We start from the raw sequence: 25,362 nt of genomic DNA, 5'->3' as shown, positions 1-25,362 counted from the left end.
TGGGCGACAATCGGACGGAGCGGCATGACCCAGGACATGCAAGAGGCCCCCGCACCCCGGTACGCGGGGACCCGCGTACCGCGCGTTGAAGACGGCCGGCTGCTGACCGGTCACGGCAGCTTCGTCGACGACATCTCGCGGCCCGGCATGCTGCACGCCTGCTTCGTCCGCAGCCCCTTCGCCCACGCCCGGATCAACGGCATCGACACCACCGCGGAACTGGCTCTACCCGGCGTGCACGCGGTATTCACCGCGGCCGACCTCAACGCGGACGTCAAGGAGGCCTGGCACGCCGTCGCGGGCAGGGATGTTGCGGACACACCCCGACCGCCGCTGGCCGAGCGGGACGCGAAATTCGTCGGGGACCCGGTTGCTCTGGTCGTCGCCGAGAGCCGCTATGTCGCCGAGGATGCGATCGAGCTCGTCGACATCGACTACGAACCGCTGCCCGCGATCACCGATTTCACCCGAGCCCAATCGTCGGATGTGCTGGTGCACGAGAGCTACCCCGACAATGTCGCGGGTGGCCTGGCCGGGGCGCCACCCGACGAGCAGACCTTCGCCACATCGCCGTGCGTCGTGACCGAGAACATCTACCAACAGATGTACGCGCCGGTCCCGATCGAGACCCGCGGGCTGGTCGCCGAATGGGCGCGCGCCTCCGAAGAACTCACCCTCTGGGCTTCCACCCAGACGCCCCATGAGCTCCGGGCATTCTGCGCACGCCTGTTAGGCATTGCCGCACAACGGGTTCGAGTCATCATGCGCGATACCGGCGGCGGCTTTGGCCAGAAGGTCGTCCCGATGCGCGAGGACATGTGCATCATGCTGGCGGCCCGCAAGGTACCCGGGGCGCTGAAGTGGATCGAGGATCGGCGCGAAAACCTGATGTCGGCCGGGCAAGCCCGCCACGTTGACGGCACCGCACGGATGGCCTTCGACAGCGACGGCAACATCCAGGCGGCCGATGTCGACTTCATCATGGACATCGGCGCGTATCCGACGCCGTATCCGGTGTTGACCACGGCCGCCATCGGAATGTTCTTCCCTGGGCCATACCGGATACCCAAAGCCAGCTTCAGCTACAAGACGGTCTTCTCCAACACCAGCGGGTTGGCCGCTTACCGAGGTCCCTGGCAATACGAAACGCTGGCGCGCGAGATCCTTCTCGACATCGCGGCCCGCAAGATGGGTATCGATCCGATCGAACTGCGCCGGCGCAACCTGCTGCGGCGCGAAGAAATGCCCTACGTCAACCCCAACGGCATGCCCTACGACCACGTCGCCCCGATCGAGACGTTCGAACAGGCCGTGAAAATCCTTGATTACGAAGGCTTTCGTCGCGAACAGCGAGAGGCGCTGGCACACGGCCGATACCTCGGTCTCGGGCTTTCGGCCTACATCGAGCCAACCGGCGCCGCCACCGGCCATCTGGCCACCGAAGGGGCCACAATTCGCATGGAACCGACCGGCAAGGTCAACGTCTACGTCAACGGCGGGTCAAGCGGAAACAGCCTGGAAACCACCGTCATTCAGTTGACCGCCGACGCGCTCGGCGCCGATATCGACGACGTGGCCACGATCCAGGGCGATACCGCGATCACGCCCTACGGCGCCGGGACCCAAGGCTCCCGTAGCGGCCCGATGACCGCCGGAGCCGTCAACGAGGCGGGAAAGATCCTGCGCGAGAAAATCGTGGCGCTGGCCGCGCACCACCTCGAGGTGGCCGAATCCGAAGTGGAGTTGGCGCATTCGAAAGCAGCGGTGCGCGGCGATCCGGCAAGGCAGGTGACCTTTGGCGAGCTGGCCTATACCGCCTACTACTCGCCGCAGCAGTTGCCGTCAGCGATGTCGACCGAGTTGGAGGGGACCGCTCGGTTCAAGTCGCCCAATCCCATTCACTGGGCCAACGCAACACACGCCTGCACCTGCGAAGTCGATACCCAGACAGGCAAAGTCACGTTGCTGCGCTACGTGGTCAGCGAAGACGTGGGACCGATGATCAACCCCGCGGTGGTAGAGGGGCAGATCGCCGGCGGCACGGTGCAGGGCATCGGTGGCGCGTTGATGGAAAACCTCGCCTACGACGACGACGGAAACCCCCTGGCTACCACGTTTGTCGACTACCTGCTGCCGACCGCCACCGAGGTCCCACCGATCGAGTACGGCCACGTCGAAATACCCGGCCCGGGGCCGGGCGGCTACAAGGGCGCCGGCGAAGGCGGGGCGATCGGTTCCGCGCCTGCGGTCATCAACGCCATCAACGACGCCCTGGCACCGTTGGGGGTGACCGTCACCCGGTTGCCGGCCAGCCCCGCATCGGTGGCCTCGCTGCTGGCCGGAGCGTCCCGATGAAGCCGGCGTCGTTCGACTATCACCGCCCCGATACAGCCGAGGAAGCCGTGGGCCTCCTGGCCGAATTGGGTGAGGACGCCAAGATTCTGCCGGGCGGGCAGAGCCTGGTGCCAATGCTGTCGATGCGCCTGGCCTTCTTCGACCATCTCATCGACATTTCCCGGTTAGGGGAACTGCAGGGAATCCAGCTCCGCGACGATCAACTGTGGATCGGCGCGGGGACTCCAGACAGCAAGGTGGGGACCAATTCCCAAGTGCACCAGTCGATTCCGCTACTAGCCCGGGCAACCCCCTACATCGGGCACTTTCAGATCCGCAACCGAGGCACGTTGGGTGGTTCGATCGCGCATGCCGATGCCGCGGGCGAATACCCGACGGTGGCGCTCACCCTCGATGCGGTCATGGAGGTGCTGTCACCGCGCGGACACCGCGAGATCCCCGCAGCGGAGTTCTTCACCGGGCTCTGGGAGACCGCGATGGAGCCCGATGAGGTGCTCACCGGGGTCCGCTTTCCCACCTGGACGGGTAAGTCCGGCTTCGCGATGCGGGAATTCTCGCGCCGGCACGGCGACTTTGCGATCGCCGGCGCGGCGGTCGCCGTCCGACTCGACGACGAGCACCGGGTATCGCGCTGCGCGATAGGGCTACTCGGCCTGGGCCCTACCCCTCGGCGGGCGACGGCGGCGGAGGCGGCCGTTCTCGGCAAGCCGATCGACGAGCTGGTACCCGAGCAGATCGGCCAGAGCGCCATGTCCGGCCTGGATGACATTGCGTCCGATCTGCAGGGGTCAGCGTCCTACCGCGCCCAGGTGGGTGCGGTCATGACGGCCCGCGCCTGGTCGCGGGCCGTCCAGGAAGCGAACGCGGAGACCGCCCATGCATGAACGATCAGTCCAGTTGTCAGTCAACGGCAGTCGCGTTGCCGCCAGGGTCGAACCGCGGATGACATTGGCCGACTTTCTACGGGAGAAGTGCGGACTCACCGGTACCCATCTGGGCTGCGAGCACGGGGCGTGCGGCGCCTGCACGGTGTTGGTGGGAGGCGATGCCGTGCGCTCGTGCCTGCTGTTCGCGGTGCAGGCGGACGGGGCCGACGTGACGACGGTGGAGGGCATCGCGTCAGCTGACGGCGAGCTCTCGCCGGTGCAGTCGGCTTTGCGGGAGTGCCATGGACTTCAGTGCGGCTTTTGCACCCCTGGTTTCGTCGTGTCGATAACCGCGCTGTTGCGCGACAATCCCGATCCCACCGACGAGCAGATACGTGAAGGCCTGTCCGGGAATTTCTGTCGTTGCACCGGCTACCAGGGCATTGTCGCGGCTACCCGACGGGCCTCGGAGCTGATGTCGCAATGATGGGCTGGTCCCAAGGTGCGTCACTGCGGTGACTTGCGTTCGCTCGTGCGTAATCTGAATTCTGATATCTGGATTTCTCGGGGAGTAACGCGTGCGTTTACCGCAAAAAACACGGTGGGGCCTGCTGGCCCTGTCGGCTGCTGCTGTGCTGGCCGCCGGGTGCGACGCCACCATCGACGGCAAGCCGATCGCTACTCCGGGAGCGGGGCCAACCGAGCCGTCTTTTCCGACGCGCCGACCAACGACGTCGCCGCCGACCAGCACGTCACCCAGCCAGCCCACGTCGCCGGCCAGCCCGACCTCGCCCGCCGGCGCCATCCCGTTGCCGCCCGACGACAACGGTTATGTCTTCATCGAGACCAAATCCGGCCAGACACGCTGCCAGATCAACCACGACAGCGTGGGCTGCGAAGCGCCGTTCACCAATTCCCCTATCAAGGACGGGGAGCACGCCAACGGTGTGCACATCACCTCGGCCGGCAACGTGCAGTGGGTGCTGGGCAACCTCGGCGCGATCCCGACCGTCACCATCGACTACAAGACCTATGACGCGCAAGGCTGGATCATCACCGCCACCACCGACGGCACCCGCTTCCAGAACAACGGCACCGGGCACGGCATGTTCGTCAGCATCGACAAGGTAGAGACGTTCTGACCTGACTGGCGCCGCGGCGTCAGTACCATCGGTTCCGTGGCACGCTACGACCCACCTGACGACTTCCACAGCCAACCGACCCAATACGGCGGCTACCCAGCGGGCGGAAGGCCGCCGGCCGGTGCCCCACCGTCGCGGCCGGCCGGCCCGCAGTCCGGGCCACCCCCGCAGGCCCCGCCGGGCCCCGATTCACCCAATCCGTCCGAGCAGTTCGCATCCGCTGAGGGCTACGACCAGGAGAAGCCGGAGGCCGAGCCCAAGCCGTGGTATCGCAATCCGGTGACGCTGACCGGCTGGGCACTGCTGGTCATGATCCTGATCGCGCTGATCGTCTACGGCATCATCGAGCTGATCAGCGACCGGCAGGGCACCGACAACCCGAGCACGACGACGCCTTCCACCACCACGTCGACCACCACCGCCGAGACGGCCACCACAACCCCGCCGACCACCACGACGACGACGGTCGCGCCGGCCACTACCCCCCGGGTCCAGCCGCCACCCCAACAACCCACGCATCCCCCGACGCATCGCTTCCCGCATCTGCCGCCGCTGCCGTCTGTGATCACCATCCCGGGAGTGCCGACGACGATCACCCTGCCGCCCCACCTGCCCTAGCCGTCAATGCCCAGGCCGACCGGCTAGAGACGCAATTGAGCTACCGTCCGGTAACGAACCGCGTTGCTGCGGGGTCGGGCTGACCGCAGCGGCTACCATCAGCGGCCGTGGCAAGGCACGATCCGCCGGACTACGGCGCCGGTGATCCAACCGCGTACGGCAACTACGGCTACGGCGACCAAGGTGGCGGCTACGGCCAACAGCCACCGCCCGAACCCACCCCGGGGTGGCGCAAGCCCCTGGCGTTGGCGGGTTGGGGCGTGTTGATCGCGGTCCTGATCGGGCTGATCATTTTCGGCATCATCCAGCTTGCCCATGGTCGCCCCACCCCCGCGTCGGTAACCAAGACGGTGACCGCCACCATGACCACCACGACGCCGACCACCACCACGGCGCCGACCAAGACGACCACCACAACCACCACCACGACGCCGACCACCACCACGACCACCACAACCACCACCACGACGACAACCACCACCACGACGCCGACCACCACCACGACGACCACCACGGCGCCGACCACCACCACGACGACCACGACAAACCCGATGTCCCCCGGAGCGATGCCAACTTTCCCTTCGCAGCTCACGCCGTCGATACCCACCGTGATCAATTTGCCGCCGGGCCTGTGAGCCGATTTCGCCGCATCGGCGGCGGTTATGGTGGGGAACGGCCAGCGGCCAGCGATCGCTGGCAAAGACAAGGGACACAGGGGTGTGGGATATGAGCGAGTCGCTCGGGCTGTCGATCGGGGTGGCCAACCTGGTCGCTACCCGGGCAGGCGGCGCCCCGCTGCGACGTGCATCGGTGTTGCATCTATTTCAGCACCAAGCGGCCGAAGTCGGTCTGCCAGAGGAAAACCCCGGTCTCGCCGGCGCTGGCCTAGTGCTACGGGGATTCGTCGAACGAGTTGGGGACCAGTCGCCGCTGATCGCGGCCGACGGCACCAAATACCTCGGCGAGGCGCTGGCCGTGCAAGCCCTGAGCGCGTTGGCGCGCACGGTCGGCTACGGTTCGCCGGTCACAATCGCCGCACCCGCGTATTGGTCGGGGGCTCAACTTGGCGCGTTGCGCGGGGCGTTGCTGACCGAGCCGGCCTTGGCGCCCAACGGTGTTGCTGCGGCGGTGGTCTCGGATGCGGCGGCCGCACTGGCAGCGCTGCGGCCCACACCGGGATTCCCGGCCAGCGGCGTGGTGGCGCTGTGCGATTTCGGCGCCGGCGGCACCAGCGTAACGCTGGCCCAAGTTGGTTCGAGTCTTCAGCAGATCGGCCCGACCTTCCGGTACCGGGAGTTCTCCGGCGACGAGATCGACCAACTCATCTTGAGTCATCTCCTGACGGTCACCCCCGGCATCGACAGCGCCGAGGTTTCCGGTACGGCGACCAGCATGGGGTCGGTCACGCTTCTGCTCGGCGGGTGCCGGTTCGCCAAAGAACACCTGTCGGCGGCGCCGGTGGCCACCATCGCAACGGGCGCGGCGGGGCAGCCGGGTGCCGATATCAGGTTTTCCCGCAACGAGCTTGAACAGCTCATCACCCAACCCCTGGACCGATTCATCGGCTCGGTCGAAGACATGCTGCAGCGCAGCGGAGTGCCACGGCCCAGCCTGGCCGCGGTGGCGGCCGTGGGCGGAGGCGCTGCCATCCCGCTGATCGGCAACCGGCTGTCGGAACGCCTGCAGGTACCCGTATTCACCACGGCACAACCGATATTCAGCGCGGCCATCGGCGCGGCGATGCTCGGCCAAGATCAATCGTCGGCCGGTGCTCCCACCGGCGCCGGGCCCGCGGTCGACATGCCAACCAACATTGTCGGCGCCGCCGGCACGATCGGCGCCATGACCGAGGTCTCGCCCACAGCGTGGGCGAACCAGGCCGGCAGTGCGGCGGCCTCCGAATCCGCATCTGACAACGCCAAATCGGCGACATATCGAGCCCTCGCCTGGTCCCAGGACGCGGACACCGGCAACGAACCGGTGCCCTACACCGGCCCCGACGCCACCGGCGAATACGGCCGGGAGCCAGCCACCGACTACGCGCCCCGCTACGACTACCCCGATCAGGACCGCTACGCCGAAGCCGCCCCCTTGCCGTGGTACAAACGCGCGGCGGTGGTGTTCAGCCTGGCCGCGGCCGGGCTAGCCATCTTGGTCGCGGTGGTGTTGGGGCTGACGCTGGGCACGTCCAACAACAAGCCGGTCAACACCACGGTTCCGGCGCCCCCACCGGAACCCATCACGACGACGATCTTGGGGCCCAACAGCAGCCCCACCGTGACCGTGATAACCCCGACGCCGCCCTCCACGACCACCACATCGCCGTCGGCGACCACCACGACCACCCAGCCCACCACTACGACAACGACCACGACCACGACCACGCCGACCACCACGACGACGACCACGACCACGCCCCCGACCACCACGACCACCCAGCCGACCACCACCCGAACCACGACCACGCAGCCAACGACCACCGCCCCGCCGACCACCACCCAACAACCGTCGACGACGACGGCCGCGCCCATCACGCCGACCACCGAGGCGCCAGGGGCCTAGCCGGTCAGCGGCGTGCGGCGAACTCCTCCACCATCGCCTCGGCGCTGCGCACCGCGGCGCGGCAGGCTCTGGTGGTGAATGGGTCGTTGAGCGGATGATCCGCACGCCGGCGCCAGCGTTGCGCCGCGGCGAAAGCGGCCCGCGGACCGTCGTGCCGGTGCTGCGGATCCAACCCCAACCGGGCGGCGGGACTGGTGCCTGAGCCGCCAATGATGCGCCGCAGCGAGACGAGTTCTTCGTCATTCAATGTCGTTGCTTGCGAAGGCAACAGGCTCAGCACACGCAGTTCCTCAAAGGCGTGTGTGTCGGCCAGCAGTGGATCGATATCGGCGATCACGTACGGCGTCGCCATGACCGGGTGCGCCTGCACGAACCGGCGCAGCGAGACCAGCGCCGTATGCGCCTTGAGCATGTCTGAGCGCTGCGCGAACTGCTGATCGATCACCTCCCGCAGGGCCACCAGCCCACTGCGTTCGAGCAGTTCGGCGGCCAGCCCAGCCGAATCCGCGATCCCCGCCGCCAGGCCGGCGATCGAGATACGAATTCCGAACATGCCAAACCGCTCCAACAGCTGCGCGCGGGTGCCCGCGTCCACCGGCAACGGACTATCCGGCCGGACAAAGCGATCCACGCTGAGCAGTGCCTTGTTGAGTTCGGTGCTGTCGGCGCCGGCCAGCTTCTTCAGCGCCGCGAATTCACTCTGGCGCAGCGTGCGTGCGGTGAGCGCGAGCAGTCCGGATACCGGCACCACGGCCTGACAGATGCCCGTTTGACTCAGCTCGGCGGTGAATCGCTTCGCCACGTCTTGGGCCGAGGACATGGCATCGATCCGGCCCGCACCGATCTCATCGGCCCGTGAGGCGACCCCAATGATGCCCAGCGCTCCCGCCGAGTCCCCCACCAAGCCGCCAATCTGTTTGAGCAGCGCGATATCCGCGGCGTTGAGGGTTCGCAGCAGGAAGACCACGGCATCCACCCTGGGCACCCCGTCCGCGGGCACCAACAGCCGCAACGTGCGTTCGGAGGTATCCCGGTTCAGCGACGACGTTCCGGGGGTGTCGATGACCGTGGTATTGACGAGTTCTTCTGCTGGCCATTCGACGTCCAAATCCGCGATCTCGGCCGGGTTGAGCCGGCGCAGATCGAAGCTGAGACCATCCCGGTGGGTGATGGGCACGTTGACGCGGCGCCCGCCACGGTGGTTGGCCCCCACCCTGGGAGTCGGGCCGTGCCGGAACCCGGTGACGATACGGGTGGCCTCGGTGGCGTCCGTCGGCGCGATATCGTCGCCGACCAACGCGTTGACGAGCGTGGATTTGCCCGCCTTGAGGGTGCCGGCCAGCGCGATGCGGATCGGTTCGCTCAGCCGGGCACCAATGCGGTCGAGTTCGTAGAAGACGTCCGCGCGCTGGCGGTAGGCCGGCTCACCACGGTAGGCCTGAATGGTTCCGCCCAGAATTGCGCGGACCCGATCGCTGGTGCTCACGCTCGTCCTAGGTTCGCCCGGGGGCTCAATTTCAGCAGGTTGTCGGTGACCTGGCCGAGGATGTTGCGCTGTCGCTCGAGTTCGCGAACCCTGTTGTCGCGCTCGGCTTCTTCCAAGTGCGAGGCGGTGACCGTGGCCTGCAGCGATTCGTTCAACGACCGAGTGATCTCGTTCGCGATTTCGCGGTAGTGGTCACGCAGGGTCCGCTGGATCATCTTGAGACGGTCGCGCGATTCCTTGCCAACCACGAACGAGACATCGTCGACGAAGCGCCGCACGTTGGTCTTGGCCTCAGCACGCGCGCGCAGCAGCCGATTTTCACGGTCTTCCTTGTAGGCCATCCGGCCGAGTATCAACCCGGCCCCCACTGGCACGGGATTGAACAGACCCAGCCCAGCCACCGAGGACAACATGCCGATCATCACGACGCCGCCGTAGGAACCCCGCAAGCCGGTCACCACTTTCTGGGCCTTGCCGGCCGGCTTGGCTTCCAGTTGGGCGGGGGCCTTGAGCTGACCGAACTCGGCCCCCATGGCCCGCTTGCTCAGTTCCGGGGACAGCACCGAGTCCAGACCGGCGTCGGCGAAAGACCTGGCAACGTCGTCGGCCAATGCCTCGCCGCGCTGATATGCCCAGACGAAGTTGTCGCCGACGGCGGTGGCGATCGCGTTCTCCACATCGGTGCCCATCTCCGCCCAGTGCAGGGTCGGATCGCAGGAATCTATCTGACGCTCAGCGTCTTCGGTAACGGCACGGAACCGGGCCCGCAGATCATGATCCACATCGGTACTCAGGTCGGTGAATCCGTCGTTGAGCACCTGCTGCCACAGTGCGGTCTGCTGCAAGGCATCGTTGGCTTCGCGCTTGCGGCGCTCCAGGTCGCCCGCCAACCTGTCCCGCAGTGCGGGATCGTTGATGACCGCCAGCTCGGAGTCCACGGAGATCGTTAATTGCTCGGCAGCCGAACGTATTTCGCGCAGCACCTCATCGCGCACCCGGTCGGTTTCACGGGAGAGCACCTTTTCGCTGAGGAATTTGACGATCGCCGGGAAGTTGGATTCCTCGTTGAGTTCCTTGTCGTTGAGCGTGACCGCATGACTGCGCAATAGCGACGAGACGGGAATGATCGGCATTGGCACCCGAGCGCGCTGCAGGTGCGCGGCATTGGTGTTGACGATCTCGCGCCAGTGCGGATAGAGGTCGGTCTTGGTCGCAACCACCACCCCGGCCGGACAGAGCTGATGCGCCTTTCGCAGAAACCACATCTCCGGTTCGGTGAATTCTTGGCTGGCGTCACTGACCATCAACATGGCGTCAGCGTCTGGCAACAGCCCCAGAGTCGCAGACAGATGGGGCTGCCCGTGGCCGCCGACGCCAGGGGTATCGATGAAAGCCAACCCGCCTTGCAGCAGCGGGCTGGGTGCGCCGATCTCGACCCGCAAGACTTCGCGGCCACCCGCCTGCGGCGCCCGGCGCAAGTCGGTGTTGATGTCGTCGACTGGGACGTCGATCGAGGTGGTTTCGCCATTGGGCCCGGCGGCCACGATGATCCGGGCCGAGGGCTGCGGGCTGTAGCTGACCACCGTGACCACCACGGTGGCCTCGTCATCTCCCACTCGCGCCACGGGCAGGTTGAGCAGAGCGTTGAGCAGTTGGCTCTTGCCCTGTTTGAGCTGCCCAGCGATCACCACACGGATCTGTGGATCGGTGATCCGCTGGCGAGCACGGCGCAAGCGCCCCACCAGGTCATTGCGCTCGTTGAGTTCTGCGATCGCGATGGTGTGGTCGATGAGTTCGACAATCACGCCGACCCGACGCGGGTCATCGGGTTGGGTCACCGCATTGCCCCACTTTCTCGGTCGCTGCGTATTTCAGATCACGGTATGCGCATAAACCGGCGGGGACCACGAAGGTCCCCGCCGGTTTCGCGATTACGGCTCGGAACCCGTGCGGGTCAACCGGACCGTGTGACGGCGGATCGACATGCACCAGCGGTGTGTGGGTCACCGGAGGCTCGTGACCGAACACCGAGGGGCTCGGCGGCTCGTGATGCGCCGGCTGTTCGGCCGGCACGTGCGGTTGCGGTGTCACCACCGGTGCGTGCTCAACCGGCGGAGTGTGCGCCGGCGTCGGCGTCGCGACGTGCGGCGCGGGCGCATTGATCACCGGCGGGTTCGCGCCACCGTGACCGGCACCGGCGCCCGGGCTCTGGATGACGGGACCGTTGCCCGACGGTGGGCTCACCTGACCGCCGGCCCCGGCTCCGGCACCCCCGCCGCCCTGGATGACGGGCCCTTGACCGGTAGGGATGGTCGGCCCGTGCTCTACCGGCGGGATCCCGCCGCTGACGCCGCCGTTGCCCCCGAGGGTGGTGCCTTCCTGGCCAAGGATGTCTCCATGGCCCACCGATCCACCCGCGGTGCTCCCGCCACCGAGGCCGGCCTGGCCGCCAGCGGTGCTCCCGCCACCGAGGCCTACCTGGCCGCCAGCGTGTGTGCCACCGCCAACTCCGGCGCCCATTCCGGCTCCCGGGCTACCCGCCGTGCCACCCAGCTCCGTTCCCGCGCCGCCCGCCGCGCTGCCACCCAGCCCGGCCTGGCCGCCAATGTGGGTACCGCCACCAAATCCGCCAGCCGCCTCGGCGCCTGCACCGCCCGCGACGCTGCCGCCCAGCCCGGCGGCCATTCCGCCGCCCGCACCGGAATGGACCCCTATGCCCGTACCACCGGCTGCGCCCAGGGCGGCGGGCTGCGGATTGGGATGCCCGCCCAAGGTGGTGCTGTCACCACTCAGGATGCTGCCCCGGCTGCCAGCCCCGAGGCCCAAGCCCGCACCGCCGGCTGCGCCGGCCTGACCGCCAACTCCCACACCGCCCAACGGGCCTGAAACATGTGGGGTGGCAGCACCATTGAGCGCGGCGCCTTCGCTGGCAATCAATCCGGCTTGACCGGTGGCTCCCAGCGATGCGTTGCCACCGATGCCGGTCAGGCCGCTGATGTTGCCCACGCCGGCAAGCCCGCCACCGACCGCGGCACCCGCTTGCCCACCCAGCGCCGCCTGGCCACCAATACCCAGACCGGCCTGGCTAGCGATACCTGCCGAACCACCGGCAGCAAGACCTGCCTGACTGGCGATACCGGCCTGGCTGGCGATACCGGCCTGGCTAGCGATGCCCGCTTGACCGGCAAGACCGGCCTGACTGGCAATGCCCGCCTGACCGGCAAGACCGGCTTGACCAGCAAGACCTGCCTGACTGGCGATGCCCGCCTGACCAGCAAGACCCGCCTGACCAGCAAGACCCGCCTGACCAGCAAGACCGGCCTGACCAGCAATGCCGCCACCTGCCTGGCCAGCGATGCCGCCGCCCGCTTGGCCCGCGATGCCACCGCCTACCTGGCCACCGGCGCCAACCTGGCCATTGCCAACGACGCGGCTTCCAAAGCCCGCACCTGCGCCAACCGCACCGCCGGCGCTACCGCCAACAGCGGCGCCAGCCTGACCACCCACGCCAGCCCCACCGCCGAAGCCACCGCCGATCGCACCACCAGCACTACCGCCGACCGCACCACCAGCCTGGCCACCAACACCGGCACCAACACCGACGCCAGCCTGAGCGCCCAGCTGCGCGTCAAACCCAGCCTGGCTCACAAACCCACCCCCCAAACCAAGCCCAGCCTGACCACCCACGCCAGCTCCACCACCGAAGCCACCGCCGATCGCACCGCCAGCGCTACCGCCGACCGCACCACCGGCCTGGCCACCAACACCGACGCCAGCCTGACCACCCAGCTGCCCGTCAAACCCAGCCTGGCTCACAAACCCACCCCCCAAACCAAGCCCAGCCTGACCACCCGCGCCAGCTCCACCACCGAAGCCACCGCCGATCGCACCGCCAGCGCTACCGCCGACCGCACCACCGGCCTGGCCACCAACACCGACGCCAGCCTGACCACCCAGCTGCCCGTCAAACCCAGCCTGGCTCACAAACCCACCCCCCAAACCAAGCCCGGCCTGACCGCCGAGCGCGCCACCAACATCAAGACCAGCATTGCCGCCGATCCCGGCGCCAACCGTGGCGCCGGCCTGAGCGCCCAGCTGCGCGTCAAACCCAGCCTGGCTCACAAATCCACCGCCCAGACCAAACTCACCAGCGCCGCCGAACCCGCCGCCGAGACCAAGCCCAGCCTGACCACCCAACCCGCCGCCGAGTCCAAGTCCGAGCCCACCACCGACAGCGGTCTGACCGCCAAGGCCCACTCCCAGACCCGTTTGCGCGCCGATCCCAAGGCCCAAACCGGCGCCAGCCTGACCGGCAAATCCCCCCTCAAAACCGGCTCCGATGCCCAGGCCGGTTTGTGCGCCCAGGCCGGTCTGGGCGCCGAACCCGAGCCCGAGACCGGCACTGGCTTGCGCACCGAACCCGGCCTGAATACCGGCCCCGAAGCCCAGGCCGACCTGGCTGGCAAGCCCAACCTGGCCGCCGAAGTCTCCGGTTGCCTGCGTGTAAGCAAGGCCCGGAACAACTCCGCCGACACCGGTCTGCCACCCGAGGCCACTCTGGCTCCACAACCCAGCTCCCAGACCGCTTGTCAGCCCGCTGGCCAGGCCTGCCCCAATGTCGGCCGCAACGACATTCGCCACCGAGGCACCGATGTCTGCACCGGCAAAGCCCGCATCAGCCGCAGCGACTCCCGCGTCACTCACGACCGCGGCAGCGTCTTGAGCAACGACAGCACCCGCATCTTGAGCAACGTAGCTCGACGCGGCGCCCACCTCCGAGGCCGGCGCAAGCCCGTATTGGTCCGCCACCGCTTGCTGCAATCCCCCAATCGGGTCCCCAGCACCAAGGTTAAGAAATGGCAGCGCATTGGCCGCGGCCGACGAGATCTCCACCGGAGACACGTTGACCAGTCCGGCGTTTGTCATGGCCTGCCCGGGAGATGCGACGAACGACCGTGCCGCGTCTTCGCTGCGAAACAGGCTCAGGATGTAGTCGACAAGCGAGGTCATCTTCATTGTCCCTTCAATCGAATGTGTGAAGTTGTTCGCCGAAACGACCGGCGCTCTGCCATAAACGCTATGGATTTGGCCCTTCCTCGAAATCGGGGCCAGATCCCCCAGCCCAACGAGTACCCACCGGGATCGACCGGGCCACCCTATTAGGGGATTAGGGAAAATTGAGCACCCCCAATGCGCATGCGGGAACCGCCCCCAAAAAAACCAGCATTTCTGCACGTCACATACCAATGACGGGCCGCAAGAGGCGGCTAGCTAGATCACTAGCGAACGGAGTTCACCCGTGGATGCCGAAGCCGTGGTGATCGGGCTCGGTGACATGCGGGTGATCGACTGGGTGATCCCAGATAGCCGGATCAGCCGCCGGCAGGACGCCGTGGTCAAAGGTCGGGTCGGGCGTCTCAGCACCCGTGAACAGCACTGATGGCTGATGGGGTTCGAACGCTACGGGATGCGGATCGGCGGTTACTTCACCGGAGGCGACGGGTGTTGGTTCGTTGATCACGCCGCCCGACGGTTGGTGCTGTGGGACGACCGCCCCGGCAACATGCGGCGAGAACGAGTCCAGCGCGGCCGCCGCCGCACCGCTCGCCCAAACGTTGCCGTGATCGGCAGGTTGTGCCCCGGCAATCGCCCCGCTCGGGCCGGCCATGGACAGTGAATCCGACACCATCGGGATCAGATTGTTGACGTCGGCGCTGGTCACGTCCGTAAGGTGGGCATCGGCGATAGCCTGCGCGGGGTTGGCCGCATACCGTGCGGCCGCCGCGGGGTCACGCACCAGCGCGATGACGAAATCGAGCAACGAGTTAGCCATCTCGCGCCTCCAAATCGCACATTTTCCGCGTCGGGGACGATGCTATCCGGTGATGCCACCAATGTGTTCGGTGTCCAACCCGCGTATCCCGCGACCCCATTAGGGGGTGGCGCGTTAGGGGATTTTGGGGTTCCGGGGTAAGAAACAGTATGGCCAGAAATCCGCTGTCACCCGCAAGTGATGCCCGGGGAGAGCGAGATGGGGTGTCCGAGGGCCACGCTTCGCGCGACGACACGTCGGCGCCCCCTAACTCGGCCGCGGTTCCCGCTCCCGCACGCGGGCTGATCGATGAACTCGCAAGCGGCGGCGCGACCCCGGTGAAGGCGTTGATCGGCGGCGGCATCGGGACCGGCAAGACAACCGTGCTGGGCACCGTCCGCGACGCCCTGCGCCGCACCGGGGTTACCGTCCGTACCCATCCCACCAAGGACTGCGAACCCTCCGAGGCGGCGCTCGTGGTCGACGACGCCCACCTACTCACCGAGGACGAACTACTGCGCCTGGCCGAGTGGGCCGCAGATCCCCAGGCCACCGTGGTGGTGGGCACACAGCTTTATCAGCAACACCCCACGCTGCGTGCGCTCGCGACGACCATAGAACGCGAACGACCTCAGATATCGCTGGGTCCGTTGCCGGTCGCCGACCAACTTCGGGATAGCACCGCGGGTATGCCGTTCTTGGTCGAGGCGGTATCCCGCGAGACCGACTCCCCGGTACCGGCGGCCAGGTTTGCCCTCATCGAGCGGTTGCGCCGACACGACGAACCCACCCTGGATGCGCTGCTCATCATGTCGTTGACCCAGGAATCGGGAACCACTGACGTGGCCGCCGCGCTTGGCGTGTCCACCTCGGAAGCGCGTCAGCTCGTCGATCGTGTGCACGCCAGCGGACTGGTCGAGCCGTCACATCCGCCCGCCTTCCTGCGGCTGGTACATGAGGCGGTCGTACACATCGTCGGCAACACACACCACCATGAGGTCGAGACCTCCCTGCTGCGATCACAACTCGACATCTCGCCGATGTCGCAAGATCTCGCGCTGCGGCTGGCCGAGCACGGGCTGCACGGTGAGCGATTGGCGACCGCCCTCGCCGGATACGCCTCGGCCGCGCGCGGTGAACCCGCGCAGACGGCGCGGCTCTACCGGGCGGCCGTCAGTGCCGGCGCAACAGAACTGAAATCCCAATTGGCCGATGCGCTGGCCCGCACCGGCGACTGTGCGGGCGCGGCGGCGTTGGCCGACGAGCTGCTTGGCTCCGCGGATTCCGCGCAACGCGCCGCGGCGGTGCGGATCGCGGCCAGCGTGGCGACCTATGAGGGCAACGCGGGTCAAGCGGCCGAGCTGTTCGGGTGGTTGGGCCCCTACCCGGATGCGGTCGTTGGTTCGTCAGCGGCGATCGTGCTCGCTGCGGTGGGTGATCTGGAGACCGCCCGCGCCGCGCTAGACGTGAAGGACACCGGCCCGCCGACCATGGCGGCGCGGGCCGCGCGCGGTCTTGCCGACGGACTGCTGCTGACCATGGATCAGCCATATCCGGTGGCCATGGCGACGCTGGGGCAGGCCATCGCGGCGGACCAACCGATCACCGAGGCAATCCCCGACAGCCCGGCCGCGCTGGTGACGTTGGCCGCGATTCATGGCGGTGATCCGGTCCGCGCACGCAGCGTGATCGGGCGTGCGGTGCGCTCCGGAACCGACCAGGTGTTCCATCAGCGCCACCTGCTGCTATCCGGCTGGATCAAGATGCAAGAGGGGCAACTCCCGTCGGCCAGTGCTGATGTCACCGCGGCTTGCTCCGGTGCACCAATGCATCGACGCGACGCACTGTGGGCCGCGGCACTTGAAACCGCGATCGCACGCCGCAGTGGTGATGCCGGTGCACTGCAAAAGCATTGGAATGCGGCCATGGAGGTGCTCGGCGAGTATTCCCTCGACCTGTTCGCATTGCTGCCGTTGGGCGAATTGTGGGTAGCGGCCGCCCGTAATCGCCAGGTGGACCAGCTTCAACACACTTTGGATCAGGCCTTTTCGCTGCTGAATTCACTTGGCAACCCGGTCTTGTGGTCAAACTCACTTCATTGGGCCGGGGTGCATGCGGGAATCCTGGCCAACTCGCCAGGTGCTGTTGCACCACACGGACAGGCGCTTGGCGCGGCCGCTGCCGAGAACGCTCTGGCGCATGCCCTGTCGGTCGCCGGACGGACGTGGCTGCGAGTGCTGGCCGACCAGGTGGATGTCGAGGAGGTCACCGTCGCCGCCCGGTCATTGTCGGGCGTGGGACTGACGTCTGACGCGACCAGGCTGGCCGGTCAAGCCGCCCTGCAGACGCCCGATGCCCGGGTCTCTGGAGCCATGTTGCAACTGGCTCGAGACCTGAAGCTGGCCAGCGGCTTTGACGATCTCACCGATGCGGAACCGGTCGCCGGTGCGGCGCCCGCACCCCGCCAGCCACCGGCCGGATCCCCTCTATCCGATCGCGAACGTGAAGTCGCCGAGCTACTGCTGTTGGGCATGCCTTACCGCGACATCGGCGCCCAGCTGTTCATCTCCGCGAAGACGGTTGAACACCACGTCGCGCGGATCCGTCGTCGCCTCGGCGCGGGCTCTCGCTCGGAGATGTTGTCGATGCTGCGGGCGATGTTGACGGCACCGGGCTGAGACAAAAATGTCCTAAAGCGAGCGAGCCTAGGTTAGGACAGCCTTTCTCGCGGCGAATTAAGCAAAGATGTCAGTATGAGCAGGTTGAGCTGCCAGTAAGCACACTGAAATGCATTGGAGAGTACTTCGGTGACCACGCAGATGCTCATCAGACTGACAGTTGGAATGGGCATGACCGCGGTCGTGGTCGTGCTCGCACTGCGTCGGGTCTGGTGGCTGTACAAGCTGATCATGTCTGGGCAACCAGCCTCGGGACGTACCGATGACATCGGCGCCCGGATCTGGACGCAGATCGCCGAGGTGTTCGGTCAGCGGCGGCTTCTGAGATGGTCGATCCCCGGCATCGCGCACTTCTTCACCATGTGGGGCTTCTTCATCCTGCTCACGGTCTACATCGAGGCCTACGGGTTCCTGTTCGTGGAGAACTTCTCCATCCCGGTGATCGGCCACTGGGACGCGCTGGGCTTCCTGCAGGACTTCTTCGCCACCGCGGTGTTCCTGGGCATCGCTACCTTCGCCATCATCCGGATCAAGCGGAACCCGCGCGAGATCGGTAGGGCGTCGCGCTTCTATGGCTCGCACAACAGCGGTGCGTGGCTCGTTCTGTTCATGATCTTCAACGTCATCTGGACTTACGTCTTGGTCCGGGGCTCAGCGGTCAACAACGAAACGCTTCCTTACGGCAAGGGCGCATTCCTGTCCCAGCTGTTCGCGGCGATCCTGCGCCCGCTTGGTCAGCCCGCCAACGAGATCATCGAAACCACGGCGCTGTTGGCGCACATCGCGGTCATGCTCGCGTTCTTGATCATCGTGCTGCACTCCAAGCACCTGCACATCTTCTTGGCTCCGATCAACGTCACCTTCAAGCGCCTGCCCGACGGGCTGGGTCCGCTGCTGCCGGTGGAAGCCGACGGCAAGCCGGTCGACTTCGAGAACCCGCCCGACGACGCCATTTTCGGCCGCGGCAAGATCGAGGACTTCACCTGGAAGGGCATGCTCGACTTCGCGACCTGCACCGAGTGCGGGCGCTGCCAGTCACAGTGTCCGGCCTGGAATACCGGCAAGCCGTTGTCGCCCAAGCTGGTCATCATGGACCTGCGCGACCACTGGATGGCCAAGGCGCCCTACATCCTGGGTGAGAAGACCGCGGATCCGCTCGAGGGTCTTGACCTCGAGACCGCCGCCGAAGAAGGCCACCACGTGCCCGAATCCGGCTTCGGCCGGGTGCCCGGAGACGGTCCCGAGCAGGCCGCGCGCCCGCTGGTCGGTACCGCCGAACAGGGTGGTGTCATCGATCCCGACGTGTTGTGGTCCTGCGTGAGCTGCGGCGCCTGCGTCGAACAATGCCCGGTGGACATCGAGCACATCGATCACATCGTCGATATGCGCCGCTACCAGGTGATGATGGAGTCGGAGTTCCCCTCCGAGCTGTCGGTGCTGTTCAAGAACCTGGAGAACAAGGGCAATCCGTGGGGCCAGAACGCTTCGGACCGGACCAACTGGATCGACGAAGTCGACTTCGATGTCCCGGTCTACGGCGAGGACGTGGATAGCTTCGACGGCTACGAGTACCTGTTCTGGGTGGGTTGCGCCGGCGCCTACGACGACAAGGCCAAGAAGACCACCAAGGCCGTCGCCGAGCTGCTCGCCACCGCGGGTGTGAAGTTCATGGTGCTGGGCGCCGGGGAGACCTGCAACGGTGACTCCGCCCGCCGGTCCGGCAACGAGTTCCTGTTCCAGCAGCTGGCCCAGCAAGCCATCGAGACCCTCGACGGCGTCTTCGAGGGCGTGGCGACCGTCGACCGCAAGGTCGTCGTCACCTGCCCACACTGCTTCAACACCCTGGGCAAGGAATACCGGCAGCTGGGCAGCAACTACAGCGTGCTGCACCACACCCAGCTGCTCAACCGGCTGATCCGCGACAAGAAGTTGGTCCCGGTCACCCCGGTTTCCCAAGATGTCACCTATCACGACCCGTGCTACCTGGGTCGGCACAACAAGGTCTACGAGGCGCCGCGTGAGCTGATCGGCGCCGCCGGGGCCAACCTTGCCGAGATGCCACGCCACGCCGAGCGCAGCTTCTGCTGTGGCGCCGGCGGGGCCCGCATGTGGATGGAAGAACACATCGGCAAGCGGATCAACCACGAACGCGTCGACGAGGCGCTGGCCACCAACGCTTCCACCATCGCCACCGCGTGCCCGTTCTGCCGGGTGATGGTGACCGACGGTGTCAACGACCGGCAGGAAGAAGCGGGCCGTTCCGGTGTCGAGGTACTCGACGTGGCCCAGGTGCTGCTCGGCTCGCTCGACCGCGAAAAGGCAACGCTGCCGGAGAAAGGCACGGCCGCAAAGGAAGCCGAAAAGCGGGCGAAAGCTGCGCCTAAGGCCGCCGCCCCGGCCGCGCCCGCCCCGGCGCCCGCCGAGGCACCCGCGAAGGCTGCTGAGGCCCCGGCCGCCGCCACAGCGGCCAGCCCGGCCGCACCGGCCAAGGGGCTGGGCATGGCTGGTGGCGCGAAACGACCGGGCGCCAAGAAGGCAGCTCCGGCGCCAGCAGCCGAAACCGCGGCAGCGGAGGCCCCGGCCGCACCGGCCAAGGGCCTTGGTATGGCCGCGGGCGCCAAGAAACCCGGCGCCAAGAAGGCGGCCGCGCCCACCGGCGAAACCAAGCCGGCCGAGGCGGCCGCACCCGCCGCACCGGTCAAGGGGTTGGGTATGGCCTCGGGCGCGAAGCGACCTGGGGCCAAGAAGGCAGCGCCACCAGCTGCTGCGGCACCGGAAGCGGCCGCGACGGCACCGGCTCCCGAGGCCGCGGCCGCGCCCGCGGAACCTGCCGCACCCGCCGCCCCGGTCAAAGGGCTGGGAATCGCCACCGGCGCCAAGCGTCCGGGGGCGAAGAAGGCACCCGCGCGGGCGGAAGCGCCCTCCGCGGCGGCCCCCGCCCAGCCGGAGCCCGAGGCAACGCCGGAACCCGAGCCGGCCAGCAAGCAGGATGGGGAACCGACTCCACCTGCGGCGCCGGCCGCCCCGGTCAAGGGTCTGGGCATGGCACGGGGTGCGCGTCCGCCGGGCAAGCGCTGACCGTGGCTTGACACCTGTCAGCAAATATCAGTGGACAGCGATGAGACCATGGTTGACGTGACCACTCACCAGCTGCCCTGGCACGCCTCCAGCCACCAGCGCCAGCGTTCCTTCGCGCAGTCGTCCAAGCTTCAGGACGTCCTGTACGAAATCCGCGGTCCGGTGCACCAGCAGGCCGCGCGGCTGGAGACCGAAGGGCATCGGATCCTCAAGCTCAATATCGGCAACCCCGCACCGTTTGGCTTCGAGGCGCCGGACGTGATCATGCGCGACATGATCCAGGCGCTGCCCTATGCGCAGGGGTACTCCGACTCGCAAGGGATCCTGCCGGCCCGACGTGCCGTGGTCACCCGCTACGAGCTCGTCGACGGCTTTCCCCGATTCGACGTCGACGATGTCTACCTGGGCAACGGTGTCTCCGAGCTGATCACCATGACGCTGCAGGCCTTGCTCGACAACGGCGATCAGGTGCTGATTCCCGCACCCGACTATCCCCTGTGGACGGCGTCGACCTCGTTGGCCGGCGGCACTCCGGTGCATTACCTATGCGACGAGACGCAGGACTGGCAGCCCGACATCGCCGATCTGGAGTCCAAGATCACCGAGCGCACCAAGGCGCTGGTGATCATCAACCCCAACAACCCCACCGGCGCGGTCTACAGCCACGAAATCCTCACCCAGATGGTGGAGCTGGCCCGCAAGCATGAACTGTTGCTGCTCGCCGACGAGATCTACGACAAGATCCTCTACGACGACGCCAAGCACATCAGCGTGGCCACGCTCGCCCCGGACATGCTGTGCCTGACCTTCAATGGCCTGTCCAAGGCCTACCGCGTTGCCGGATACCGGGCGGGTTGGCTGGCGATCACCGGCCCCAAGGAGCACGCCAGCAGCTTCATCGAGGGAATCAGCCTGCTGGCCAACATGCGCTTGTGCCCGAACGTCCCGGCCCAGCATGCGATCCAGGTCGCCCTGGGCGGCCACCAAAGCATCGATGATCTGGTGCTCCCCGGCGGTCGTCTGCTCGAACAGCGTGACGTCGCCTGGTCCAAGCTCAACGAAATTCCCGGGGTGTCCTGCGTCAAGCCCAAGGGTGCGCTGTATGCGTTTACCCGGCTGGACCCGGAGGTCTACGACATCGCCGACGACGAACAACTCGTGCTCGATCTCCTGCTGTCCGAGAAGATCCTGGTCACCCAGGGGACCGGGTTCAATTGGCCGGAGCCGGATCACCTGCGTCTGGTGACCTTGCCGTGGTCGCGTGATCTAGCAGCGGCCATCGAGCGCCTGGGCAACTTCCTAGTCAGCTACCGGCAGTAGCACCGAATCCGGAGTTGCGGGCGCCCCGCTCGTTGTCGATTCGGCGCATCCGCCGGTGCCGATCCCGTTTGCACCACCGTGGCGCATTGCCGGCTATACGACGATGCCGTCCGCGCCGTTCGGGCCGGGCTTACCCCCGGGTCCGGGGTTACCGCCTTTGCCACCGACGCCGGGGACGGGACTGCCCGCGGGCGCGTGGGCATTACCGCCAACCCCGCCGGTGCCGCCGGTGGCGACGGTTGCCGTACCGTCGCCCCCGCGACCGCCATTGCCGGCACTAGCGGTTCCGGTTCCCGTGGTCGAGGCATAACCGCCGGCGCCGCCGTTTCCGCCGTTGGAACCGTTGGCTGTGCCACCGTCACCACCGTTCCCGCCGATGCCGCCGGTGGCCGTGGCAGTCGAGGCGCCATTAAGGGTGTATGCGGCACCGCCTTGGCCGCCGTCACCCCCGACGGCGCCGGTACCGCCGGCGCCTGGGGCGCCGCCGATGGCCTCTCCGCTTCCGTTGTTGATCCCAACACCTCCGACGCCGCCGGTCCCGCCGCGGCCGGTGCCGCCGCTGCCGCCATCACCACCGGCTCCGCCGGTGGCGGCGAGCACTGAGGCGCTGCTGTCGATTTCCGTGAATCCACCGGCACCGCCGGCCCCGCCATCGGTGGCGCCATCGCCGCCGTGACCGCCGGCACCGCCCTGCGGGACAACCGTGGAGGCGCCGTTGTTGATGTCCGCGCCGCCACCCGAACCGCCGATCCCACCGACTCCGGTGCTGCCGGTGCCACCATCACCGCCGACGCCGGCGATGATATTTCCGGTCCCGAAGGTGAAGGCAAAACCGCCCGACCCCCCGTTTCCGCCGTCGGTACCGTCGCCACCGGCACCGCCGCTGCCGCTGGTAGCAGTGGCGGTCGAGGCGCTGTTGAGGACGCTTGCGGCGGCGGCGGACCCGCCGGACCCGCCGGCTCCGGTAGTGCCGTCGGTGCCGGCCGCTCCGTCGGCTCCGGTGGCGTTTCCGGTTCCGTAGTTGTACGCCGCACCGCCCGAGCCGCCGTTGCCGCCGACGACACCGGTGCCGCCCTTCCCAGCGGCGCCACCGAAGGCGTCGCCGGCTCCGTAGTTGATCGCGGTGCCGCCGGGACCGCCACCCCCACCGTGGCCGGTACCGCCGTTGCCGCCGTCCCCGCCAGTGCCTCCGGTGGCGGTGGCCCTGGAGCCAGCGCCATCGATAGTGGTCCTGCCGCCATCCCCACCGGCGCCGCCGTCCGTGGCGCCGTCCCCACCGTGGCCACCGGCGCCGCCGACGAAGGAAACCGTAGAAGCGTCGTTATTGACTTCCACGTTCCCGCCGTCACCGCCGGAACCGCCGTTGCCGGTGCTGCCTGTGCCGCCATCGCCGCCGGTGCCGCCGGTGACGTTTCCAGTCCCCCTAGTCGACGCAGCACCGCCCACACCGGCGTTGCCGCCATCGTTCCCGTCGCCACCGGCACCCCCGGCACCGCCCGTGGCAGTAGCGGCCGAGGCGCCATTGAGGATCTGCGCGGCGCCGCCCCCACCCCCGGCACCGCCAGTGCCCCCGGTACCCCTGCTACCGGCGCCGCCATCGCCACCCGCGCCACCGGTGGCGTTTGCGGTTCCGTAGCTAGTTGCGTTGCCGCCGCCGCCACCGGCCCCGCCGTTGGTGCCGACGCCGCCATCGCCGCCCCGACCGCCGCTGCTTCCCATCGCACCGCTGTCGCCGCCGGTGCCGCCATTGCCGCCGTTCCCGCCGCCGTTCCCGCCGCCGGGTGCGGAGTTACCACCCGCCCCGCCAGCACCGCCGTTGCCGTAGAAGCCGCCCGCGCCACCATGTCCGCCGTCGCCACCGTTGCCGATGGCGGGGCCGGCAGGGCCATCGGCGGCATAGCCGGTCCCGCCGGCACCGCCATTTCCTCCGTTGCCGGCGATGATGGTGCCGGCGGCACCGCTGGCACCGGCGACCGCACCCGCGCCACCGGCCGCCCCGCTGTTGCCGCCACCGCCGACCGCGCCGGGGTCACCACCGGTGCCGCCCATGCCCCCGGAGGTGGCCGCGTCGGGGCCGACCCCACCGGTACCACCGTTGCCGGGCGCCCCCGGGTTTCCGCCGGCGCCACCGGCCCCGCCGTTGCCGTTCGCGCCGGCCGCGCCAAACAAGGCCGACCCATGCCCGCCGGCCCCGCCCGCGCCCCCGTCACCGCCAGCGCCCCCGCCACCGCTGTCGCCGCCGTCGCCACCGGTGGCCGCAAGCACTCCGGCGGCGGTGGCGTCCCAGCCTGCGCCGCCAACACCGCCCGCCGAAGTCGAGGTCCCCGCGGTACCGGCGGCGCCCACGGCGCCGTCCGCGCCGGCCCCACCCATGCCCCCTGCCCCGCCGTTGCCGAACAGCACCGCGTTGCCACCGGTTCCGCCGACTCCACCGCCCACACCTGCGCCGCCGACTCCACCGGCCCCGCCGGCCCCGCCGTTGCCCAACAACCAGCCGCCGCTGCCGCCCATCCCGCCGGCCCCGCCGCCGGCCCCACCCATACCCCCAGCACCCCCGGTGCCGATCAGGCCGGCCGCTCCCCCGGCCCCGCCGGCCTGGCCAGCCGCGCCGGATCCGCCGTTGCCACCGTTGCCCCACAAGAGCCCCCCGGCACCACCGGCGGCTCCGGTTCCCGCCAGTCCATCGGTGCCATTGCCGATCAACGGACGCCCCAACAACGCGTTGGTGGGCGCGTTGATCACCGCCAGCACCTCCTGCTCCGCGGCCTGCAACGGCGAAGCATTGGCCGCTTCGGCGGCCGCGTAGGCGCCGCCCGCTCCGGTCAAGGCCCGCAGAAACTGGTCGTGAAACGCCGCCGCCTGGGCACTGATCGCCTGGTAAGCCTGGCCATGGCCGGAAAACAACGCCGCAATCGCGACCGACACCTCATCATCGGCAGCGGCCATCACCCCGGTCGTCGCCCCCACGGCCGCGGTGTTGGCCGCGCCGACCGATGAGCCGATGCCAGCCACATCGGCGGCCGCCGATGCCAGCATGTCCGGTATTGCCACCACATACGACATCGCAAGTCTCCCAACCGATTAGCCGTCGACTACTGGTGAATCGCGCTCAGAATCAGCAGAGGGTAACCCCGGCGAACTCAGAGCTTTGACCACGCAGGTTTTTTTGCGAAATGACACAGCACACTCGCAGCAGAAACCTCGCGGCGCAGGTCAGTACCGAGGACACGACCGGCTTGAACCCGCCCCCGAGACGGCCCTCGCATTGCGCGGCCGGGGCGGCGCGATCACGAGGAATCTTGTGCGTGCCGCATTAATACTTTGCGAATTTGCCCAATTGGCTGCGCCCAGCAGCAACGATGGGTCTAGTCCCGTCGATTGATGGTTAGCAGCGATCGCCGGGACGGCGTTGAACGGTGAGTTATGGGTCGCTACGTGTTGGTGA

General features: G+C 67.9%; 15 protein-coding genes and 1 pseudogene. 10 read left to right on the top strand and 6 right to left on the bottom strand.

What is annotated here, in order from left to right; genetic code table 11:
- Positions 1-24 precede the first annotated feature (24 nt).
- From MPSD_RS03680 to MPSD_RS03650, 7 genes are all read left to right on the top strand, one after another.
- Positions 25-2,355 carry a xanthine dehydrogenase family protein molybdopterin-binding subunit gene (locus tag MPSD_RS03680; RefSeq protein ID WP_020788861.1) on the top strand — a complete coding sequence of 777 codons (2,331 nt, stop codon included), beginning with the start codon at positions 25-27 and terminating at the stop codon, positions 2,353-2,355.
- Positions 2,352-3,239, top strand: a complete 888-nt coding sequence (locus tag MPSD_RS03675) for an FAD binding domain-containing protein (RefSeq protein WP_020788862.1) — start codon at positions 2,352-2,354, stop codon at positions 3,237-3,239. Before MPSD_RS03680 ends, MPSD_RS03675 begins: the two co-directional genes overlap by 4 nt.
- Positions 3,232-3,708, top strand: coding sequence for a (2Fe-2S)-binding protein (locus MPSD_RS03670; protein ID WP_020788863.1), 477 nt, complete (start codon positions 3,232-3,234; stop codon positions 3,706-3,708). Before MPSD_RS03675 ends, MPSD_RS03670 begins: the two co-directional genes overlap by 8 nt.
- A gap of 91 nt (positions 3,709-3,799) precedes the next feature.
- Positions 3,800-4,363, top strand: a complete 564-nt coding sequence (locus MPSD_RS03665; protein ID WP_011738891.1) for a hypothetical protein — start codon at positions 3,800-3,802, stop codon at positions 4,361-4,363.
- 36 nt (positions 4,364-4,399) lie between these two features.
- Entirely contained in the window at positions 4,400-4,981 is a 582-nt protein-coding gene (locus tag MPSD_RS03660) for a hypothetical protein (protein WP_086085743.1), read from the top strand.
- 107 nt (positions 4,982-5,088) lie between these two features.
- Positions 5,089-5,616, top strand: a complete 528-nt coding sequence (locus tag MPSD_RS28800) for an oligopeptide transporter substrate-binding protein (protein WP_232022743.1) — start codon at positions 5,089-5,091, stop codon at positions 5,614-5,616.
- A 91-nt stretch (positions 5,617-5,707) separates the two neighbouring features.
- On the top strand, positions 5,708-7,543 hold the full coding sequence (locus MPSD_RS03650; protein ID WP_020727952.1) for an Hsp70 family protein: 1,836 nt from the start codon (positions 5,708-5,710) through the stop codon (positions 7,541-7,543).
- A gap of 4 nt (positions 7,544-7,547) precedes the next feature.
- Here MPSD_RS03650 and iniC read toward each other — a convergent pair whose 3' ends face one another.
- The 5 genes and pseudogenes from iniC to MPSD_RS03620 all read right to left on the bottom strand — a co-directional run bounded on the left by iniC (position 7,548) and on the right by MPSD_RS03620 (position 14,862).
- Positions 7,548-9,029 (bottom strand): isoniazid-induced dynamin-like GTPase IniC, encoded by a 1,482-nt coding sequence (gene iniC, locus MPSD_RS03645; protein WP_086085463.1) that lies wholly within the window; start codon positions 9,027-9,029, stop codon positions 7,548-7,550.
- Complete coding sequence (gene iniA / locus MPSD_RS03640) at positions 9,026-10,867, bottom strand: isoniazid-induced dynamin-like GTPase IniA (RefSeq protein ID WP_020788869.1); 1,842 nt, start codon at positions 10,865-10,867, stop codon at positions 9,026-9,028. Before iniA ends, iniC begins: the two co-directional genes overlap by 4 nt.
- On the bottom strand, positions 10,851-12,035 hold the full coding sequence (locus MPSD_RS30995) for a hypothetical protein (RefSeq protein ID WP_232022919.1): 1,185 nt from the start codon (positions 12,033-12,035) through the stop codon (positions 10,851-10,853). The genes iniA and MPSD_RS30995 overlap by 17 nt, the downstream gene beginning before the upstream one ends.
- A 1,911-nt stretch (positions 12,036-13,946) precedes the next feature.
- Positions 13,947-14,039 (bottom strand): annotated as a pseudogene (locus MPSD_RS28790) (IniB N-terminal domain-containing protein); the annotation flags it as partial.
- Between the two features lie 283 nt (positions 14,040-14,322).
- Positions 14,323-14,862 (bottom strand): Rv0340 family IniB-related protein, encoded by a 540-nt coding sequence (locus MPSD_RS03620; RefSeq protein WP_011738884.1) that lies wholly within the window; start codon positions 14,860-14,862, stop codon positions 14,323-14,325.
- Positions 14,863-15,065: 203 nt separating this feature from the next.
- Between MPSD_RS03620 and iniR the strand changes: the two genes are divergently transcribed.
- The 3 genes from iniR (at position 15,066) to MPSD_RS03605 (ending at position 21,917) form a co-directional block, all read left to right on the top strand.
- Complete coding sequence (iniR, locus tag MPSD_RS03615) at positions 15,066-17,519, top strand: isoniazid response ATPase/transcriptional regulator IniR (protein WP_086085462.1); 2,454 nt, start codon at positions 15,066-15,068, stop codon at positions 17,517-17,519.
- A 129-nt stretch (positions 17,520-17,648) separates the two neighbouring features.
- Positions 17,649-20,597 (top strand): (Fe-S)-binding protein, encoded by a 2,949-nt coding sequence (locus MPSD_RS03610; protein WP_086085461.1) that lies wholly within the window; start codon positions 17,649-17,651, stop codon positions 20,595-20,597.
- 30 nt (positions 20,598-20,627) lie between these two features.
- Positions 20,628-21,917, top strand: a complete 1,290-nt coding sequence (locus MPSD_RS03605) for a pyridoxal phosphate-dependent aminotransferase (protein WP_020788876.1) — start codon at positions 20,628-20,630, stop codon at positions 21,915-21,917.
- 93 nt (positions 21,918-22,010) lie between these two features.
- Here MPSD_RS03605 and MPSD_RS03600 read toward each other — a convergent pair whose 3' ends face one another.
- Positions 22,011-24,980 (bottom strand): PE family protein, encoded by a 2,970-nt coding sequence (locus MPSD_RS03600; protein ID WP_119571701.1) that lies wholly within the window; start codon positions 24,978-24,980, stop codon positions 22,011-22,013.
- Between the last annotated feature and the right edge of the window lie 382 nt (positions 24,981-25,362).

This window comes from Mycobacterium pseudoshottsii JCM 15466, assembly GCF_003584745.1.
In the GTDB taxonomy this organism is placed as follows: Bacteria; Actinomycetota; Actinomycetes; order Mycobacteriales; family Mycobacteriaceae; genus Mycobacterium; species Mycobacterium marinum.
This window is presented reverse-complemented; position numbering and strand designations above follow the sequence as displayed.